Below are 19189 nucleotides of genomic sequence, written 5' to 3'. Positions count from 1 at the left end.
AGAGGGCAGGCTGTGGGCGGCGCGCGGCATGGTGACGCAGTGGGCGGACCGGACGGCGACGGGGAGTACCGGGCGTACATCGGCTCGTTCACCTCGGGAGGCGGCCGCGGCATCACCGTCGCGGCCGTGGACCGGGTGACGGGAGGGCTGAGCCCGCTCGCGGCCGTCGATCCGTTCGCGAACCCCTCGTGCCTCACCCTCGCCCCGGACACAGGGGTGCTGTACGCGGTGAGCGAGTCGGAGCGGGGAGCGGCCGGCGCCTTCCGTCCCGGCGCCGACGGTCTGACCCCTCTCGGCCCCCCGGTCGCGGTGGGCGCTTCCGGGCCCACCCACCTCAGCCTGGCGGGGCGCCGCCTGCTGACCGCCAACTACGCCTCGGGGAGCGTCAGCAGTCTCGCGGTGGCCGCCGACGGCGGCCTGTCAGGGCCCCCGGCCGTCCTCACCCACCGGGGCTCCGGACCGGACGCGGACAGGCAGGAAGGGCCGCACGCGCACCAGGTGCTGCCCGACCCCGGCGGCCGCTGGGTGCTCAGCGTGGACCTCGGCACCGATTCCGTACGTGTCTGCGCACTGGACCAGGCCACCGGTGAGCTGCGGGCGCACTCCGACACCGTGCTGCGCGCCGGCTCCGGGCCGCGGCACCTCGCCTTCCACCCGGGCGGTGACGTGGTCTACGTACTGCACGAGCTGGAGCCGCAGCTGACCGTGTGCCGGTGGGACCCGGTGTCCGGTTCCCTGGACGCCCTCTCGGAGGTCCCGGTCGGCCTCGACGACGTCCCGGAGGGTGTGAGGCCCTGCCCCTCGGTCGTCGCGGTCTCCGCCGACGGGCGGTTCGCCTGGGCGGCTGTGCGCGGCACGAACACGCTGGTGACGTTCTCCCTGGCCGACGGGGCCGAGAAGCCCCGGCCCGCGGACACGGTGGACTGCGGCGGGATCTGGCCCCGGGACCTCGTGCCGGATCCGTCGGGGCGCAGGATGTACGTCGCCAACGAGTGGTCGGGAGACGTCACCTGGTTCTCCGTGGACCGGGCGAGCGGAGAACTGCGCCGCACCGGCTCGCTGGCGGTGCCGGCGGCGGCCTGCGTGGTCTTCGGCTGACGGGTCCTACCGGCCTGAGGACTCAGGCCTGAGGACTCAGGACTCAGGACTCAGGACTCGGCGCTCTGTGGCTTGCGGAGTTCCATGATGTGACCGGTGGCGGGGAACGTCTCGTTGCCCGCCAGGCGGCCCTCCTTGGTCTCGACAATGACGAAGCCCTCACGGAGATAGAGGTCGAGGGCACGCCGGTTCCCCGCCAGCACCGTCGTCTCCACCCGTGGCCCGCCGTGGTCCACGGCGTGGCGCAGCAGGGCGGTTCCGGCCCCCTGGCCGTAGCGGGCGGGCTCCACGTACAGCCAGGTGACCTCGTCGTCGGCCAGGGCGACGAAGCCGACGACGCCGTGGTGCGGGCGGGCGGCGGGGTCCTCGGCGACCCAGACGTGGCCGTCGAACAGGCCCTCCTCCTCGAACGTCTCCTCCAGGGTCAGGAACGCCTCCACTCCGGCCGAGTCGCGCAGCTCGTCGAGCCGGGCGGCGTCGTGGATCCGGCAGAGGGCTGCCCAGTCGCCGGAGCGGTAGGGGCGGATCCGCCATCCGGATATCACCGGTCCGGTCTCGGCGTCGGCCTCGGTGCGGCGGCGGGTGCCGGTGGCGACGCCGATATCGGAGTCGGAGTCGGGGACGGGGACGGCGGTTGCGGAGTCGTCGGTCATGCACCGCACTCTGAGGCGACAGCAGCTCCCCTCGCAACACCATTCCCGGCGGTCGATGGCCGCCGTGGTACTCGGCCGGACGGAGCACGCTTCGCTGGCGGAACGCCGGTCCCGCGTCAGGCTTGACTGGCGTCGCCCGCGTCCGGGCGCACACCCCTGAGCGAGCCTGCGCCACCAACGAGGAGCCGACCGTGTCACAGCCTCCACACCCGGGCCGTCATCGGGCCCACGACCACACCCCTCCGGCCCGTCCGCCCCGTCCCGCCCGTCCCGCCCGTCCCGCCGGGAGGGGGCGTCGCGAGCGTCGAGCCGTCGCCCTGCTCACCTCGGCCACCGCCGTCCTGTGCGGACTGATCGCCGCGCCCGCGACGGCGACGACGACGACGGCGACGGCGACGGCGACGGGAGGGGACGGTCACACCGCCGGCGAGCTGCGGGAGCGGCTCGAACGGCTGGTGCGTACGGCCGGAGGGCCCCCGGGCGCGATCGCGGTGCTCCAGCGGGGCGGAAAGCGGCACGTCGTACGGGCCGGTGTGGCGGAGCTGGGGACGGAGCGGCAGCCCCGGCCGACGGACCACATACGGCTCGCGAGCACGGCCAAGATGTTCAGCGGCGCCGTCTCGCTGCGCCTCGTCGACCAGGGGAGGCTGCGTCTGGACGCCACGATCGGGGAGGTGCTCCCCCATCTGCCCGCAGCCTGGCACGAGGTGACACTGCGGCAGTTGCTCAGCCATACGAGCGGTCTGCCCGACTTCTCGCAGAGCCCGGAGTTCGTGGAGTTCGTGACGAGCGACCCGCGACGTGTCGTCGATTCCCGTCGCCTGCTCGACTTCGTCGCCGACGAGCCGCTCCTCTTCCCGCCGGGCACGCGGTACGCGTACTCGAACTCCGACAACATCACGGTCGCTCTGATGGCGGAGGCGGCGACCGGGAGACGGTACGAGGATCTTCTGCGGCGCCTGGTGAACCGGCCGCTCGCCCTGCGCGACACGAGTCTCCCGGCGGGCGCCGCGCTCCCGGAGCCGTATCTGCACGGCTATGACGTCTCGTCGCCGGACCGGCCCGAGGACGTGTCCGAAGCGATCAGCGCCTCCTTCTCGTGGGCGTCGGGCGGCATCGTGTCGACCCCCGCGGATCTCAACCGGTTCATCCGGGGGTACGCGGGAGGGCGGCTGGTCTCCGACGCCACCCGCCGCGAACAGTTGACGTTCGTCGAGGGAGCGGCCTCCAGCCCGCCGGGCCCGGGGGTCAACGCGGGCGGGCTGGCGATCTACCGCTACACCACCCGATGCGGGGTGGTGTACGGCCACACCGGCAACACTCCGGGCTATACGCAGCTGGCCGTGGCGACGGAGGACGGCAAACGTTCGATGACGTTCAGCCTCACCGCTCAGATCAGTGAGCGGAGCCCTGAACTGCTCGCCCAGGTGCGGACGGTGCAGGAGGACTTCGTCTGCGCGCTGCTGGACGACAGGTAGGCGTGAGGCGTCCGGGGGTGGTGGCCCGGCACTGTCCGGCCCGCCCGGCGGCGGGGGCCCGTGACGCACGGGCCCCCGCCTGGTTCAGGAGGTGACGGTCAGCGGCGCGCAGGACGGGTCGAGGCGCAGCCGGGCGAGGTCGCGGCCGGCGAGGGCCCACGCCTGCCACGTCCCCGGCTCGAAGGCGAGCTGGGGGTTGGTATACCACTCGTCGCCGAGGCCGGTGGCGATCAGCTTGGGCGAGGTGAGACCGGGGCCCAGCTGGTGGACGTTGCCGCCGCCGAAGTAGGTCGAGGTGAACACCTTGCCCTGGTGCACCTCGATCTCGCCGTAGCCGGACAGCGTGCCCTTGCCGAGGACCTGGCGTGTGTTGAGGTCCATCGTGAACCAGCCGGCGTTGCGCTTGAAAACGCCGTACAGGATGCCGTTGTGGACCTTGATGTCCTGCAGCGTGCGGTTGCCCGGTACCGGGTCGGTCTCCCAGCGTACGGTCCGGCTGGCCAGGTCGAAGGCGGCGACGCTGGCCGATGTGCGGGTGGGGGTGGTGCCCCCGCCGCCCAGGACGTCGCCGCCCAGGTAGACGACGCCGCCGGGCCCGAGGCTGAGGCTCATGAGGCTCTCGTCGCGGATCACGTCCAGGTACACGTCCTTCGCACCGGTGACGGGGTCGACGACGGACAGGGCACCCTTCAGGTTGGCGCCGAGCGGCGCGCTGGCCACCAGCAGCTTGTCGGTGGCGGGGTCGTACTCGAGGTCCCAGGGGCGCTGCTGGCCGTGGCCGAGTGCGCCGAGATACCGCAGGGTGTCGTTGTCCGACGGGTCGATCTCGATCATCTGGCCGCTCGGATAGACGGCCGCGTAGATCTTGCCGCCGCGCTGGGTCAGCGCCTTGGGCTCGCCCGGTACCCAGATGCGGCGCTTGGTGCCGTTGGAGGGCTGGTGGACCGTCACGGAGTAGTGGCCGCCGACCCAGACCGCGCCGTCCGCGGCCCGCAGGATCGACTGGGGACGCTCCGCCCCTGGCGTGAGGCCGGCGTCCAGCAGGTCGGTGTAGGAGGTCTGTCCGGTGGTCACGTCCATCGTCCACATGCCGCCGCTGCCGGCGAAGCCGGTGAGCGTGGTGCCGTCGAGGACCAGGCTCCGGGTCTCCTCGCCGGGCCGGGGGGTGCCCACCTGTACCGGCGTCTCGGCGGTGCGGTAGCGGTAGACGGTGCCGTTCGGGCGGGTGGAGAGGTACGCGGTGTAGTCGGGGGCGAGACCGATCGCGTCGACCGAGTTGCCGCCCAGGCTGACCTTCCGCAGGTCGGTGCCGTCGGTGCGCACGTCGTAGAGCGTGCTGCCGCTTCCGGCGCGCACCCGGGTCCGGCCGATGGAGACCGTGGAGAACCCGGTGTCGCCCTGGGCCAGTACGCGGACGGCACCGGTGGACCGGTTGATCGCGAGCAGCTTCGCCGTGTCGAGCAGGCCCGCGTAGACGTTGGTGGCGTCGGCGGCCACGGCCCGCACGTAGCGCTCGCCCGTGGCGAGCACCCCGAAGTTGCGTACGGCCCCGCCCGCGGGGTTGTACTCCCACACCCGTCCGTCCGGGTAGGTGCCCGCGTAGATCTTCCCGTCCGGGGCGGCGGCGAGGCTCCAGATGAAGCCGCCGTTGCCTCCGAAGGAGGCCAGGCGCTCGATCTTGCCGGTCGCCGGGTCGAACCGGTAGAGGTCGGGCACGGGGTAGGTGCCCAGGTAGATCTTGCCGTCCGACACGGCCGTGGCCCACGCCCCCTCGGGGGAGCCCTCGCCGGGGCCGTCGGGGATCGGCGTCTGGCGCACGACCTTGCGGGTCGTGAGGTCGAACTCGGCGAGCACCGGCGGCTTCAGACCGCGCGTCACGACGTAGCCGCGGCCCTCGTGGACGGCGGCGCCGACTATCGCGCCGGTCAGGGAGGCGGCGCCGAAGCGCTCCACGCCGGGGCCGGTGCAGTCGGCGGCGTCCGACGCGGCGGTGACGGCGGCCGCGGGCTCGGCGGCCGCGGGCGCCGTGGGCAACAGGACGGCGAGCAGGGCTGCGAGGAGTGACAAGCGCCAGCGGCGCATCTGAGCCTCCAGGGAATCGGTCTTCGGGGTGTGGACCGGGCAGGGTCCTTGAGGTGGCGTCGTCGTGACGCCGGCCATGCGACTGTCGACTCCGTTACGCGGTAAGGAGGCTGCGGCCGGGACGGATGGGCGTCGGGGCGGGTCGGCGACCACGTCCCCCGCCGCCTTCGGCGACTCGGCACAGCCGACGCGGATGACGAGATCGCAGGGGCTCGCCCTGAGACTGGGTCACCTCGCGTACCTCCTCCGGCTCGTGGACCACGCGGCATGCGGCGTGATCGGTCGACGGCCGCCACTCTGACACATCGGGGTCACAGAAAGATCACCAGGCCCGGCGAGCCGTGTACGCGGCCCGCACATGCCGCGCCGGCCCGCCGCGACGCCCTGGGAGGGACGCGTGGCGGGCCGGGCGGAACTGCTCGACTGCACGGCTGCACGACAGCGCGGCTGAGCGGCTGCACGGCCGCACGGCTGCACGGCTGCACGGCTGCACGGCTGCACGGCTGCGCAGGGTGGTCACGACCGCCGGCGGGAGATCGTTGGTCCCTCGGCGTCCACGAGCCCCGGTCAGGCGCCGACGTACGCCGCGAGGTGCTCGCCGGTGAGGGTGGAGCGGGCGGCGACGAGGTCGGCGGGTGTGCCCTCGAAGACGACGCGGCCGCCGTCGTGGCCCGCGCCGGGGCCGAGGTCGATGATCCAGTCGGCGTGGGCCATGACCGCCTGGTGGTGCTCGACCACGATCACGGACTTGCCCGAGTCGACCAGCCGGTCGAGCAGGCCGAGGAGCTGCTCGACGTCGGCGAGGTGGAGGCCGTTGGTCGGCTCGTCGAGGATGTAGACGCCGCCCTTCTCGGCCATGTGCGCGGCCAGCTTGAGCCGCTGCCGCTCGCCGCCGGACAGCGTGGTGAGCGGCTGTCCGATGGTGAGGTAGCCGAGTCCGACGTCGGCGAGCCGCCGCAGGATCTTGTGCGCGGCCGGTGTGTGCGCCTCGCCCGCGCCGAAGAACTCCTCGGCCTCGGTCACCGGCATCGCGAGCACCTCGCTGATGTCGCGGCCCCCGAGGCGGTACTCGAGCACGGATGCCTCGAACCGCTTCCCCTCGCAGTCCTCGCAGGTGGTGGCGGTGCCGGCCATCATGCCGAGGTCGGTGTAGATGACGCCGGCGCCGTTGCAGGCGGGGCAGGCGCCCTCGGAGTTGGCGCTGAACAGCGCGGGCTTCACGCCGTTGGCCTTCGCGAAGGCCTTGCGGATCGGGTCGAGCAGTCCGGTGTACGTCGCGGGGTTGCTGCGCCGCGAGCCGCGGATCGGGCTCTGGTCGATCGACACCACCCCTTCGTCACCGGCCCCCGGCCGTCGGGGCAGCGAGCCGTGGACGAGTGAGCTCTTGCCGGAGCCCGCGACGCCGGTGACCACGCAGAGCACTCCGAGCGGGATATCGACGTCGACCTTGCGCAGGTTGTTCGCCGTCGCGCCGCGGATCTCCAGGGCGCCGGTGGGTTCGCGCACCTTGTCCTTGAGGGACGCCCGGTCGTCCAGGTGCCGGCCGGTGATGGTGTCCCCGGCCCGCAGCCCCTCGACGGTGCCCTCGTAGCATACGGTGCCGCCGGCCGTACCAGCGCCGGGGCCGAGGTCCACGACATGGTCGGCGATCGCGATGACCTCCGGCTTGTGCTCCACGACGAGCACCGTGTTGCCCTTGTCCCGCAGCCGCCGCAGCAGTCCGTTCATCCGCTGGATGTCGTGCGGGTGCAGCCCCGCGGTGGGCTCGTCGAAGACATAGGTGACGTCGGTGAGCGAGGAGCCGAGGTGGCGGATCATCTTGACGCGCTGCGCCTCGCCGCCCGACAGCGTGCCCGCCGCCCGGTCGAGCGACAGGTAGCCGAGGCCGATCTCAACGAACGAGTCGAGGGTGTGCCGAAGCGCGGCGAGCAGCGGCGCGACCGACGGCTCTTCGATGCCGCGGACCCACTCGGCGAGGTCCCTGATCTCCATCGCGCAGGCGTCGGCGATGCTCTTGCGCTTGATCTTCGACGAACGGGCGCCTTCGCTGAGCCGGGTGCCGTCGCATTCGGGGCAGGTGGTGAAGGTGACCGCCCGCTCCACGAACGCGCGGATGTGCGGCTGCATCGACTCCTTGTCCTTGGACAGGAACGACTTCTGGATCTTGGGGATCAGCCCTTCGTAGGTGAGGTTCACGCCCTCGACCTTCACCTTGGTCGGTTCCCGGTAGAGGAAGTCCCGCATCTCCTTCTCGGTGTACTCGCGGATCGGCTTGTCCGGGTCGAGGAGGCCGGACTCGGCGTAGACCCGTACGGTCCAGAAGCTGTCCGACTTCCAGCCGGGAATGGTGAACGCGCCTTCGGCGAGCGACTTGGAGTCGTCGTAGAGCTGGGTGAGATCGATGTCGGAGACGTTGCCCCGGCCCTCGCAGCGCGTGCACATGCCGCCGGTGCGGCTGAAGGTCGCCTTCACGGTCCTGGTCTTGGCGGCACCGCGTTCGACGGTGATGCCGCCGCTCGCCCGGACCGAGGCGGTGTTGAAGGAGTACGCGCTGGGCGGGCCGATGTGGGGCTTGCCGAGCCGGCTGAAGAGGATGCGCAGCATCGTGTTGGCGTCGGTGGCGGTGCCGACCGTGGAGCGGGGATCGCCGCCCATCCGCTGCTGGTCCACGGTGATCGCGGTCGTCAGCCCGTCCAGCACGTCGACGTCGGGCCGTGCGAGCGTCGGCATGAAGCCCTGGAGGAAGGCGCTGTACGTCTCGTTGATAAGCCGCTGCGACTCGGCGGCGATCGTGTCGAACACCAGCGAGCTCTTGCCGGAGCCGGAGACGCCGGTGAACACCGTCAGCCGGCGCTTGGGGATCTCGATGCTGATGTCCTTCAGGTTGTTCTCGCGCGCGCCGTGCACGCGGATCAGATCGTGGCTGTCGGCGTCGTGCGGCGCGGGCGACCGCGTGTCCGACCTGGGGGCCATGCTCATCGTGTCTCCATCTGTCAGGCGGGGGGCGCCTTCACGTTCTCCATGATCGGCCGTGCCGGCTGCGGCGGGCGGGCGGGCGGCGCAACGGCCCGGGTGGGTACGCCGATTGGGTCGTGAGGCCCGGGGCCGGGCCGATCGACGTACCGTGGTTTCGCGGTGCGCGGTTTCGCGGTGCGCGGTTTCGCGGGAGCGCGGGTCACCGCTCGCGCGGCCGGGTGACCCCGAGCACGTGGCCGGCCGGGTCGCGGAACGCGCGGTCGAGGACGCCGCAGGGCTGGTCGATCGGCTCCCGCAGCACCTCGCCGCTCGCGGCGCTCGTGATGTCCATGCGCCTCACGCTACGGGCGGGGGGCGGCGTGCGCTTCTCCATTCCTGACCGGTCGCCTCTCCCGAGCGGGGACGCCTCTCCCGAGCGGGGACGCGGCTCCCGGGCGCGGGCGGCGCGGGCGTGATGTGTGTCACGCGACGGGCTCCGGCGCACCCGCCCGGTCCGGGTGAGGAGAACGCCCAGGCGACGTGTGACGGGGGCGTCACGGGTGTCGCGCGGCCGCCGGAATTCGGCGGCCCGTACAGGCCGGTGGGGGCGGGCCGGGCGGCGCCGCCCCCTTCGCGGCGCCCGCGCGGGAGCCGGCCCGGCGCGACCGGCGCACCATCGGCCGTACGGTGGGACGCCGGTCGTCTCCCCGTACGATCGTTGACGACGTTGTCCCGTTTGACCTAGATTTGCGGCGCTGGTAAGCGCTTACAGGGCGTGTCGACGACGAAGCGGAGCTCACTCCCGTGTCATCCATTCGTACCGCGGAAGGGCGGCCGCTGCGGGCCGCTGTCATAGGCACCGGAGGAATCGCCAGGGACGCCCATCTCCCGGCTCTGCGTGCCCTCGCGCCCGACGTGGAGACCGTCGCCGCCTTCGACATCTCGCCCGACGCGGTCCGTTCCTTCTGCGCCGACGGCGGCGTCCCGCACGCGTACACCGACCTCGACCTGATGCTGGCGGAGCAGCGGCCGGACCTGGTCGTGGTCTGCACGCCGCCCGCGTTCCACCGGGAGCAGACCGTCGCGGCGCTCGCCGCCGGCGCGTGGGTGCTGTGCGAGAAGCCGCCCTGCCCCTCGCTGGCGGACTTCGACGCCATCCACGCCGCGGAGGGCGACGGCGGGCCGTACGCCGCGATCGTCTTCCAGCACCGTTTCGGTTCCGGCGCCGGGCACGTCCGGCGGCTGCTGGGCGAGCGCGCCCTGGGCCGCCCGCTCGTCGCGCACTGCCAGACCACCTGGTACCGCGACACGGCGTACTACGCGGTGCCGTGGCGCGGACGCTGGGACACCGAGGGCGGCGGCCCCACCATGGGGCACGGCATCCACCAGATGGACCTGCTCCTCGACCTGATGGGCCCGTGGAGCGAGGTCCGCGCCATGGCCGGGCGGCTGGTGCACGACGTGGAGACCGAGGACGTCTCCACCGCGCTCGTACGCTTCGAGAGCGGCGCCCTCGCCACGATCGTCAACAGCGTGCTCAGCCCGGACGAGGTCAGCCGGATCCGCATCGACTGCGAGCGGGCCACGGTGGAGCTGACGCACCTCTACGGCTACGCCAACGACGACTGGAAGATCACCCCGGCGGCGGGCGTCGCCGAGGAAGAGGCCGCCGCGTGGCGGGACTTCGGGGCCGACGTGCCCAGCTCGCACCTCGCACAGCTCCGCACGCTCGTGGCGGACATCCGGGCCGGCCGCAGGCCGCGCAGCAGCGGCGCCGACGGCCGCACCAGCCTGGAACTGATCGCCGCGCTCTACAAGTCGGCGTTCACCGACACCACCGTGCGGGCGGGTGAGATCGGGCCGGGCGACCCGTTCCACGCCACCCTGCACGGCCACGCCCCCGGCTGGGCACCGCGCCCGGTGACACCCGGTGTCCCGGCTCAGCGCGCCGCCGCCACCTCCGAGGCGGCCGCCGTGGAGACCGCCCCCGTCAAGGCGGCCGCGTCCGGGGCCGCCGTACCCGAGGCCGCCGTATGAACCCGCATGAACTGACACTGACCCATGTGCACGGCGACCACATCCGGCTGTGCGCCGGTGAGGTCGCGCTGCTGACGTACGTCTACCGGCCGGAGGCCGCCTTCGAGGCGCCCAAGCCGTATCTGCATCCGCTGCGCACCCTGTCCGGCGGGGTCGTCACCGACTACCGGCCGAACGACCACCGCTGGCACAAGGGCCTGCAGATGACCGCCTCGCACCTGTCGGGCCAGAACCTGTGGGGCGGCTGGACGTACCTGCCCGGCGAGGGCTACCGGGATCTGCCCGACCGGGTGGGCTCCATGAGCCACGAGGGCTTCGACGAGGTCGCGGCGGCGGACGGGCGGGCCGTGGTCAGGGAGCGGCTGGCCTGGCGCAACCACGACGGGGACCGCTGGGCGGACGAGGCGCGCACGATCGAGGCGCACGACGTGGACGCGGCCGCCGGTGCCTGGACCCTGACCTGGTCCAGCGCGATCACGAACCGCCGCGACGAGCCGCTGCGCTTCGGCAGCCCCACGACCGCGGGCCGGGAGATGGCCGGGTACACCGGCCTGTTCTGGCGCGGCCCCCGCGGCTTCGCGGGCGGACGTGTGCTCGGGGCCGACGGCGAGGGCCCGGAGCTGATGGGGACGCGGTCCCCGTGGCTGGCCTACAGCGGCGAGTTCGACGGCCGTGACGGCCATGCCACCGTGGTGTTCGCGCACGCCCCGGAGAACGACCACGCGGGCGAGGCCGGGGCGCACCCGGCCCACTGGTTCGTGCGCAACGACCCGTTCGCGGCCGTCGCACCCTCCTGGGCGTTCTTCGACGAACTGGTCCTGGCCCCCGGTGACACGCTCGCCCGCCGCTACCGTGTCGTCGTCGCCGACGGCCGCTGGGAGCGCGCGGACATCGTCCGGCACCTGGAAGGACAGGACTGGTGAGCGGCGCGACCGGTTTCGCGGGGCTGCCGGGCGCCGTGGGCGTCTCGCATCTGAGCGTCTACGACTGGGAGGCGGCCGACGGCTTCTGCGGCGGCACCCCCCATCTGCACCTGACCTGTTCCGAGGGGTACGTGGTGACCGGCGGGCGGGGAGCCGTGCAGACCCTGACGGCCGACGGCTTCGCCTCCACGCCGCTGGAGCCGGGGGCGCTGGTGTGGTTCACGCCGGGGACCATCCACCGTCTGGTCAACGAGGACGGGCTGCGCATCGTCGTGCTGATGCAGAACAGCGGGCTGCCGGAGGCGGGCGACGCGGTGCTGACGCTGCCGCCCGCGCTGCTGGCGGATCCGGAGACGTACGCGCGGGCGGTGCGTATCCCGGACGGCCCCGAGGCCGAGCAGGCGGCCGCCGCGCGGCGGCGGCGGGACCTCGCGATCGAGGGCTTCGGCCGGTTGCGTGAGGCGTCCGCGCGGGGCGACCACGAGCCGCTGCGGGCCTTCCACCGGGCGGCCGCCGCGCTCGTACGCCCCAAGGTGGACGGCTGGCGCGCCCGCTGGGAGGCGGGGGCCGCCGAGGCGGCCCGGCAGACCGGCGTCCAGCTGGACCGGCTGGCGGCGGGAGACGCCTCCCATCTGGGCCAGGCGCGCGTACGCGCGGAGCTGCCCTCCCGTACCGGGGTCTTCGGCATGTGCGGGCGGCTGTCCACGTACGCCCTCACCGGGGACGCGCACACCTGAGCGGTCCCCGGCGCGACCGTCAGTTCGGGCAGTGGGTGTCCCGGTGCGGGCGGCGGCCCGTCGTGAGGAACTCGGTGACGGTACGGTCGCCGCAGGCGTTGCCGTTGCCGAGGTAGAGGCCGTGGCCGCCCTGGTCGACCGTGACGAGGCGGGCGCGGTCGCCGAGGGCCTGGCGCATCTTCAGCCCGCCGACGTACGGGGTGGCGGGGTCCCGAAGGCTCTGGATCATCAGGATGTTGGACGGCCCGTCGGCGGTGATCCGGGTCGGCTCGCCCGCCGGCGCGTGCTTCCAGAAGGGGCAGGGGGTGACGTTCACCGGCATTCCGGCGGTGAGCGGGTGGCGGGCCCGGTCGGCGGTCACCGCGAGCTGGTACGTGGCGAGCGAGCTCTCGGGCCAGCGGACGTCGTTGCAGATGACCCCCAAGGCGACCGCCGCGTCCTCGTCCGGGACGGGACCGGCCAGTTCCGCTGGCAGTCCGGGCGTGGCCGCCGGGTCCTGCGCCTCGGTGACGAGCCGGGCCAGCCGGGCGAAGAAGGCGTCGCCGATGAGGCTGCTCTGGATCGCCTGGCGCAGTCGGTCGCCGGTGAGCGGCACACCGGCGGTCGTCGTGGCCCTGGGCTCCCGGTCCAGTCGCGCCGCCAGTGCCAGGATCGACGGCCGTACGTCCTCGGGGCGCCGCGCCAGCCGCAGCCCCTGCTCGTCCCGCGCGGGGTCCGCCGCCCATGCGGCGAAGTCGGGGAACCGGTCCTCGACACCGCGCGCCATGTTCGCCAGCCAGCCCCGCGCGACCCGCGTCGGGTCCGGGTCGCCGCTGCTGTCGAGCACCCAGCGGTCGGTCCGCCGGGGGTACTTCTGCGCGTACACCGCACCGACGTACGCGCCGTACGACGTTCCCCACGCGGACAGCCGCTCCTCGCCGAGCGCCTGCCGGAGCCGGTCCGTGTCGCGTACCTGGTTCGCGGTGGTGAAGCCGCGCAGGACCGCTCCGCCGTGCCGGTCGCACGCCTCGGCGACCCGCCGCGCACGGGCGGCGTTCTCCGTGATGTCGCCGTCGGGGCCCGGCCAGGACCGCAGGGTCACCAGGTGGCGGTCGTCCTCGGCGAGACGGCAGCTCGCCGTGGTGCTGCCGCCCACCCCGCGCGGGTCGAAGGCGACGAGGTCGTACGCGCCGCCGGTCGCCTCGCGCAGCGCCTCGCCCTTCCGCGTCAGCTCCCGCACGCCGGAGCCGCCGGGGCCGCCGGGGATGACGAGCAGGGTGCCGCGCCGGGCCTCGGGGCGGTCGGTGCGGAGGCGGGAGACCGCGAGGGTGAGCCGGGGCCCGCGCGGGTCGCGGTAGTCGAGCGGTACGGGCAGTTCGGCGCACTCCTGGTCGGCGGGGCCGCCGGGCCGGGCGCAGGGCAGCCACGTGAGGGCGGGCACCCCGCCCCGGCCGCCCGTCCCCCCCGCGGTGTCGTGGGCGCCGGTCGCGGGGGCGGTGGCGGCCTGTGCCGCCGGGACGGCGGCGGTGAGGGCGGTGGCGACGGCCGAGACGGAGAGGGCGAGTGCGAGTGTGCCGCGGGTGCGTAAGGTCATGCGGTACAGCGTCGTCCGGCGCGTGGCCCGCGCCCATCCGGCAGGCACGAGCACCCCGCAGGGGGTCTCCCCCACCCCCGTCCCTGCGGTACTCCGCCGCCGGTCGCAACTCCCGGCGCCGTTCGTCGTTCTCCAGGGCCGGACGGGACGCGCCGGTGAGCTTCACCGGCGGTCCGCACGCGCTTCTCCCCGGAGGTCTGACGTTGGGTTCCCTTGTCCACACCGCCGCCCCGCTCCGGGCACACCGGGCACACCGGCTCGCGCGGCGGCTGGTGTGCCTGGCCACGATGCTCGTCGCCGTCGCGGCCGCCGCCCTGGGTGCGGGCACCGTCCCGGCCGGGGCGGCCGTCACCGGCCCGGTCCTCGACCACGACTTCGCCGACCCCGACGTCGTGAGGGTCGGCGGCACGTACCACGCGTACGCCACCAACGGGGACGGCAGGTACCTCCGGCACGCCACGTCCCGCGATCTGGTCCGCTGGTCCCTCGACGGGGGCGACGTCCTGCCCGCGCTCGGGCAGTGGGCGGTGGACGACCGGGGCCGGGTGTGGGCACCCGAGGTGTTCGACAGCGGCGACGGTTTCACCCTGTACTACACGGCTCGCGACCGGGCGAGCGACAGGCAGTGCGTCGGTGCCGCCCTGTCCTCGTCGCCGGACGGGCCGTTCGTCCCCGTCGGGGACGGGCCGCTGATCTGCCCGGCGGAGCAGGGCGGCGCGATCGACGCGGCGAGCTACACGGAGGACGGCCGACGGTACGTGGTGTGGAAGAACGACGGCAACTGCTGCTCGATGGACACCTGGCTCCACCTGCAGCCCGTCTCCTGGGACGGCACCCGCATCACCGGGCCGGCCGTGCGGCTGATCAAGCAGGACCGCGACTGGGAGCACAAGGTGGTCGAGGCGCCGACGCTCGTCAAGCGCGGCGGCCGCTATGTCCTCTTCTACTCCGCCCACTTCTACGACGGCGACGCCTACAAGACCGCCTACGCGGTGGCGGACGACCTGACAGGCCCGTACACGAAGGCGGCCGCACCGCTGATGACGACGGAGTCGTTCTCCGGGACGGTCCGGGGTCCGGGCGGGCAGGACGTGGTGACCGGGCCTGACGGACGCGACCGCATCGTCTTCCACGGCTGGAGCCCCGACTACAAGCGGCGCCCGATGTACGCCGCCGACCTCGGTTTCGCCAACGGCTACCCGGTGGTGCGGGGCAGCAAGGTGCTGTACCAGGCGGAGAACGCGACGGTGCACCACGCGATCGTCCGCGACGCGCCCGGCGCGTCGGACGGGCGGGCGGTCGGCCACATCGACCACCCGGACAGCTACGTGGAGTTCACGGTGTTCGCCGCCTCCGCGGGCCGTCACACGCTGTCCGTACAGTTCGGCAACGGCTCCCTGGACAGCGCGGGCGTCCCGGCAGGCGCCTCGCACCGCCTGTCGGTCAACGGTACGGACGCGGGCTCCGTCCGCTACCCGCACACGGGCTGGGACACCTGGGCCACGTCCGAGGCGACCGTCACCCTGAACGAGGGATGGAACACGATCCGGCTGTCCAAGGGAGACCTGTACGCGGAGCTGGACAGCGTGGAGGTGGCCTGACCCGCGTCCGCCTCCTGGTTCCCGTCCTAGCCCCACTTCTGATGCTTGCTCAGGTCACAGGGCAGGATGTCGAGTCCCGTGCCACCGTCGTGCAGACACCGCCCTGTGGCCTTGTTGCGGAGTTCGACCGACTCGTCGGACCACGTGGTGACCGACCACAGCTGGGACCTGGACGAGCCGCAGTCGACGGCCCGCAGGCCCGCGGCACCGTGGTCCAGACACGCGCCGGTGGCATGGTTCCTGAGCCGGCGCTCGCTGCCGGTGAACGCGCTGACCGACCACCGCTGGTAGCTCATGCCGTTGCAGGCCAGGGAACGCAGACCGTAGTCGAGGCTGTCGTCCAGGCAGCGCCCGGTGGCCCGGCTGACGAAGATCCTGACCCCCTCGGGCTGCTCCGGCCCCTTGCGGGGAACGGTCCCGCCACTCACCGGGCTGTCGCCCTGGGCGCCGCTTCGCGTCGCGGTCCCGCCCGTCGCCGACGCGGCGACCAGGGCGAGCAGGGCGCCGAGCAGTGCGCCCGTGAGGGCTCCGGCGACGGCACACGCCCAGCGACCGGCCGGCCGGGCCCGTAGCGCGCGGCGCCACGGGCGGGGCCCGGTCTCCGGCTCGGCGGCCGGGTGCGGCTCGGTCGCGGAGTGCGGCCGGGACGCGTGCGGCTCGGTCGCGGAGTGCGGCCGGGTGCCTGGGCCCGGCGGCCCCGTGGTGGGGCCGGTGTCCACGGGCGGTCGGGGCTGGGCCCGGTCGGCGGCCTCCCACAGGGCCCGGTACTCCGCCGGGTCGGCCTTGAGCGCGCGGCACAGATCACGGACCGTGGCCCAGGGAGGGACGGTGCTCCCACGGAAGTACCGGGACAGTGACGAGTCACTGATCATCACCTCGGTCTCCAGGGAACGCAGCGTGCGGCCGGACCGCTGCTGCAGGGCGCGTAACGCGCTGCCCAGTCGCTGAGCCGGGCCCTCCCGCGCCCCCTCGCCCTCGACCATGGCGCTCCCTTCTCCTCGCGGGGCCACAGGCGTGACGCCGGCGGGCCTTCCCTGTCAGGGACCGACACGTCCCAGCAGGTCAGAACCTTAGAGAGGGGTATAACTCCGAAGCAAACGGGACAAACGTGCGAAGGGTGATGCCCTGCCGCAAACAGCACGGCGCCGATCCACGCGACGACGTGGACCGGCGCCGTACCGCACGGTCACCGGGGAGCGCGCCGGGTCAGGAACGCGGCGCGCGGGGCTGCTCGGCGCTCTCCGCCTTCTTCTGCTTGACGCGCTCCGCTTCCTTGCGGACCTCCGCCTGGGTGGCGCGCTCCTTCAGCAGCCACTCGGGGGCGTCCTTCTTCAGCGCCTCGATCTGCTCCGTGGTGAGGGCCTCGGTGATTCCGCCCCGGGCCAGGCCCGAGATGGAGACGCCGAGCTTCGCGGCGACCACGGGCCGGGGGTGCGGGCCGTCGCGTCGCAGCTCCCGCAGCCACTCGGGCGGATCGGCCTGCAGGGCGTTCAGCTCGGTGCGCGAGACGACTCCCTCCTGGAACTCCGCGGGGGTGGCCTCGAGGTACACACCCAGCTTCTTCGCCGCGGTCGCGGGCTTCATCGTCTGGGAGGTGGTCTGGTGCGACGTCATGTGTCCAGGGTATCGAGCATGTGAGCTACCTCTGACCACGACGGGTAGCCTGGCCACGTGACACTCTCGGAAGCACGCACCTCGTTCCGGCTCGCCTACGTCCCCGGGGTGACCCCTGGCAAGTGGGTACGGATCTGGAACGAGCGGCTGCCCGACGTGCCGCTGGACCTGGTGACCGTCTCCCCCGCCGAGGCACCGGACGTGCTGCGGAACGGCGCCGCCGACGCCGGTCTCCTGCGGCTGCCGATCGACCGGACGGATCTCAGCGCCATCCCGCTCTACACCGAGACCACGGTGGTCGTCGTCCCGAAGGACCACATCATCGCGGCGGTCGACGAGGTGTCCACCGAGGACCTGGCCGACGACATCGTGCTGCACCCCCTCGACGACACACTCGGCTGGGAGCGGATGCCGGGCCGGCCCGCGAACGAGCGCCCCGCCACCACGGCCGACGCCATCGAGCTGGTCGCGGCGGGCGTGGGCCTCCTGGTCGTTCCGCAGTCGCTCGCGCGTCTGCACCACCGCCGGGACCTCACGTACCGGCCGGTGTCGGGTGCCCCCGAATCGCGGGTCGCGCTGTCGTGGCCCGAGGACGAGACCACGGACCTGGTCGAGCACTTCATCGGGATCGTCCGTGGCCGGACGGTCAACAGCACCCGGGGCAGGCCGCTGTCCACGTCGCAGCCGGCACCGGAACGCAAGCGCCCCGACGCGGACGGCGCGCGGCGGAAGCCCGCAGGGGGCAAGGCGACGGGCCGGACGGCGGGCAAGGCGGCCGGCGCGGGGAAGAGCGCGCGGAGCGGCTCCGGGGGCGGCGCCAAGAGCGCCAAGGGCGTCAAGCGCGGCAAGCCTCGCCGCCGGTCGTAGAGCGCGCCCGGCGGAAGGGGGCGGCCCGCGCCACAATGGGGAGGGTGATCGACGACCTCGCCGTTCGGCGTCTGCTGCTGCGCCTCCATGCCGTGGACGTTCATGCGTTCGACCGGGTGGCCGGGCGTGCCTGGCCGGGTGCCCAGGCGGTGCTGCCACGCCTGACGAGAACCGCCGACCACGGGGTGCTCTGGTTCGGCGCCGCCGCCGGGATGTGGGCGCTGGGCGGGGTGAGCGGTGGACGGGCGGCCGCCCGGGGCGTCGCGTCGCTCGCACTGGCGTCGGCCACCGTCAACACTCTGGCCAAGGGTGCCGTACGGCGACGGCGACCGATCCTGGACGCGGTGCCCGTGGTACGGCACCTGGCGCGGCAGCCGCTCACCAGTTCCTTCCCTTCGGGACACGCCGCGTCGGCTGCGGCGTTCGCGGCCGGTGTGGCACTGGAGTCCCGCCGCTGGGGCGCCGTGCTGCTGCCGGTGGCGGTGTCCGTGGGCTTCTCGCGGATCTACGTCGGCGTCCACTACCCCAGTGACGTGCTGGTCGGAGCCTCGCTCGGGGTCACCGCCGCGCTCGCCACCCGAGCCCTGCTGCCCGCCAGGGGCGGGCCCGTGGCCGCCGTGCCGCCGCGTGCGGACGCACCGGCGCTGCCCGACGGCCGGGGCCTGGTCGTGGTGGTCAACCCCTCGTCGGGCACCCAGCCGCAGTTCGCCGACCCCGCCGACGAGGTGCGGGCCGCACTGCCGCGGGCGGAGGTGCTGCCGTACGACGAGGGGCTGGGGTCACTGCCCGATGTGCTGGCCTACGCCGCCCGCAGGGCGGCCGATCAGGGCGGGGCGCTCGGAGTGTGCGGCGGCGACGGCACCGTCAACGCGGCGGTGGCGCCCGCGCTGCGGTACGGCGTGCCGCTGCTGGTGCTGCCCGGCGGCACGTACAACCACTTCGCCGCCGACCTGGGCGTGGAGACGGTGCGGGACGCGTGCGCGGCGGTCGCGGCGGGCGACGCCGTACGGGTCGACGTCGGCCGCGTCACGCCGCTGCGCGCGCACCCCGGCGGGGCGGCGGCGGGCCCGGACCCGGCGTACTTCGTCAACACGTTCAGCATCGGCGCCTACCCGGAGCTCGTGCGGCTCCGGGAGCGCTGGGCGCCGCGTGTCGGGGGGCCGCTCGCGGGGCTGATGGGCGTGGCGCACGTCCTGCGGACGTCCCGGCCGGTCCGGGCGGAGGTGAACGGCAGGCGGCGCGCCCTGTGGGTGCTGTTCGCCGGGAACGGCGCCTACCGCAGCCTGGGTCCCGCACCGACCCGGCGCGACGACCTCGCGGACGGGCTGCTGGACGTACGGCTCTTCCACGGCGGTCCGTTCGCCCGGACCCGGCTGCTGCTGACGACCCTCGCCGGGGGGCTCGCCCACGCCCGCGTGTACGCCGCGGCGCAGACGGGCCGGCTGGACGTCGGCGGCCTGCCGGAGCACACCCCGATGGCCTGTGACGGCGAAGTCGTCCCGGCGCCGGCCGCCTTGCGGGTGGACAAGCTGAGGAGGGCCCTGACCGTCTACCGCCCCGCCGGCGGGTGA

At 73.7% G+C, this 19189-nt stretch carries 15 protein-coding genes; 8 read left to right on the top strand and 7 right to left on the bottom strand.

The window, feature by feature from the left end:
* Positions 1-39: 39 nt before the first annotated feature.
* Positions 40-1098, top strand: a complete 1059-nt coding sequence (locus ACGF5U_RS17550) for a lactonase family protein (RefSeq protein ID WP_392818694.1) — start codon at positions 40-42, stop codon at positions 1096-1098.
* Positions 1099-1148: 50 nt separating this feature from the next.
* Here the strand turns inward: ACGF5U_RS17550 and ACGF5U_RS17545 are convergent, their stop codons facing one another.
* The gene (locus ACGF5U_RS17545) at positions 1149-1751 is read right to left on the bottom strand and encodes a GNAT family N-acetyltransferase (protein WP_392818692.1); all 603 of its coding nucleotides are present in this window, start codon (positions 1749-1751) and stop codon (positions 1149-1151) included.
* Positions 1752-1942: 191 nt separating this feature from the next.
* Here ACGF5U_RS17545 and ACGF5U_RS17540 point away from each other — a divergent pair, with 191 nt between their 5' ends.
* A complete protein-coding gene (locus ACGF5U_RS17540; RefSeq protein ID WP_392818691.1) occupies positions 1943-3229 on the top strand; it encodes a serine hydrolase domain-containing protein in 1287 nt (428 codons plus the stop codon).
* Between the two features lie 84 nt (positions 3230-3313).
* Here the strand turns inward: ACGF5U_RS17540 and ACGF5U_RS17535 are convergent, their stop codons facing one another.
* The 3 genes from ACGF5U_RS17535 to ACGF5U_RS17525 form a co-directional block, all read right to left on the bottom strand.
* Positions 3314-5311, bottom strand: coding sequence for a hypothetical protein (locus ACGF5U_RS17535; RefSeq protein ID WP_392818690.1), 1998 nt, complete (start codon positions 5309-5311; stop codon positions 3314-3316).
* A gap of 567 nt (positions 5312-5878) precedes the next feature.
* Complete coding sequence (locus ACGF5U_RS17530; protein WP_392818689.1) at positions 5879-8290, bottom strand: ATP-binding cassette domain-containing protein; 2412 nt, start codon at positions 8288-8290, stop codon at positions 5879-5881.
* A gap of 196 nt (positions 8291-8486) precedes the next feature.
* Positions 8487-8618, bottom strand: a complete 132-nt coding sequence (locus ACGF5U_RS17525; RefSeq protein ID WP_392818688.1) for a VOC family protein — start codon at positions 8616-8618, stop codon at positions 8487-8489.
* 452 nt (positions 8619-9070) lie between these two features.
* Here ACGF5U_RS17525 and ACGF5U_RS17520 point away from each other — a divergent pair, with 452 nt between their 5' ends.
* Genes ACGF5U_RS17520 through ACGF5U_RS17510 form a run of 3 tightly spaced genes read left to right on the top strand, consistent with a single transcriptional unit; the run spans position 9071 to position 11963 of the window.
* The gene (locus tag ACGF5U_RS17520) at positions 9071-10303 is read left to right on the top strand and encodes a Gfo/Idh/MocA family protein (protein ID WP_392818687.1); all 1233 of its coding nucleotides are present in this window, start codon (positions 9071-9073) and stop codon (positions 10301-10303) included.
* Positions 10300-11226 carry a PmoA family protein gene (locus ACGF5U_RS17515; RefSeq protein WP_392818685.1) on the top strand — a complete coding sequence of 309 codons (927 nt, stop codon included), beginning with the start codon at positions 10300-10302 and terminating at the stop codon, positions 11224-11226. The genes ACGF5U_RS17520 and ACGF5U_RS17515 overlap by 4 nt, the downstream gene beginning before the upstream one ends.
* The gene (locus tag ACGF5U_RS17510) at positions 11223-11963 is read left to right on the top strand and encodes a cupin domain-containing protein (RefSeq protein ID WP_392818683.1); all 741 of its coding nucleotides are present in this window, start codon (positions 11223-11225) and stop codon (positions 11961-11963) included. Before ACGF5U_RS17515 ends, ACGF5U_RS17510 begins: the two co-directional genes overlap by 4 nt.
* Positions 11964-11982: 19 nt before the next feature.
* Here the strand turns inward: ACGF5U_RS17510 and ACGF5U_RS17505 are convergent, their stop codons facing one another.
* Entirely contained in the window at positions 11983-13536 is a 1554-nt protein-coding gene (locus ACGF5U_RS17505; protein WP_392818681.1) for an alpha/beta hydrolase, read from the bottom strand.
* Between the two features lie 203 nt (positions 13537-13739).
* Here ACGF5U_RS17505 and ACGF5U_RS17500 point away from each other — a divergent pair, with 203 nt between their 5' ends.
* The gene (locus tag ACGF5U_RS17500) at positions 13740-15137 is read left to right on the top strand and encodes a family 43 glycosylhydrolase (protein ID WP_392818679.1); all 1398 of its coding nucleotides are present in this window, start codon (positions 13740-13742) and stop codon (positions 15135-15137) included.
* Between the two features lie 26 nt (positions 15138-15163).
* Here the strand turns inward: ACGF5U_RS17500 and ACGF5U_RS17495 are convergent, their stop codons facing one another.
* Complete coding sequence (locus ACGF5U_RS17495) at positions 15164-16120, bottom strand: helix-turn-helix domain-containing protein (protein WP_392818676.1); 957 nt, start codon at positions 16118-16120, stop codon at positions 15164-15166.
* 223 nt (positions 16121-16343) lie between these two features.
* The gene (locus ACGF5U_RS17490) at positions 16344-16751 is read right to left on the bottom strand and encodes a DUF5997 family protein (RefSeq protein WP_392818674.1); all 408 of its coding nucleotides are present in this window, start codon (positions 16749-16751) and stop codon (positions 16344-16346) included.
* Between the two features lie 57 nt (positions 16752-16808).
* Between ACGF5U_RS17490 and ACGF5U_RS17485 the strand changes: the two genes are divergently transcribed.
* On the top strand, positions 16809-17618 hold the full coding sequence (locus ACGF5U_RS17485; RefSeq protein ID WP_392818672.1) for a LysR family substrate-binding domain-containing protein: 810 nt from the start codon (positions 16809-16811) through the stop codon (positions 17616-17618).
* Positions 17619-17653: 35 nt separating this feature from the next.
* Positions 17654-19189, top strand: a complete 1536-nt coding sequence (locus ACGF5U_RS17480; RefSeq protein WP_392818670.1) for a bifunctional phosphatase PAP2/diacylglycerol kinase family protein — start codon at positions 17654-17656, stop codon at positions 19187-19189.

Source organism: Streptomyces sp. NPDC047886, from assembly GCF_043204435.1.
Lineage (GTDB): Bacteria > Actinomycetota > Actinomycetes > Streptomycetales > Streptomycetaceae > Streptomyces.
The sequence above is the reverse complement of the archived record's forward strand: the minus strand, read 5'-3'. Positions and strand labels throughout refer to the sequence as shown.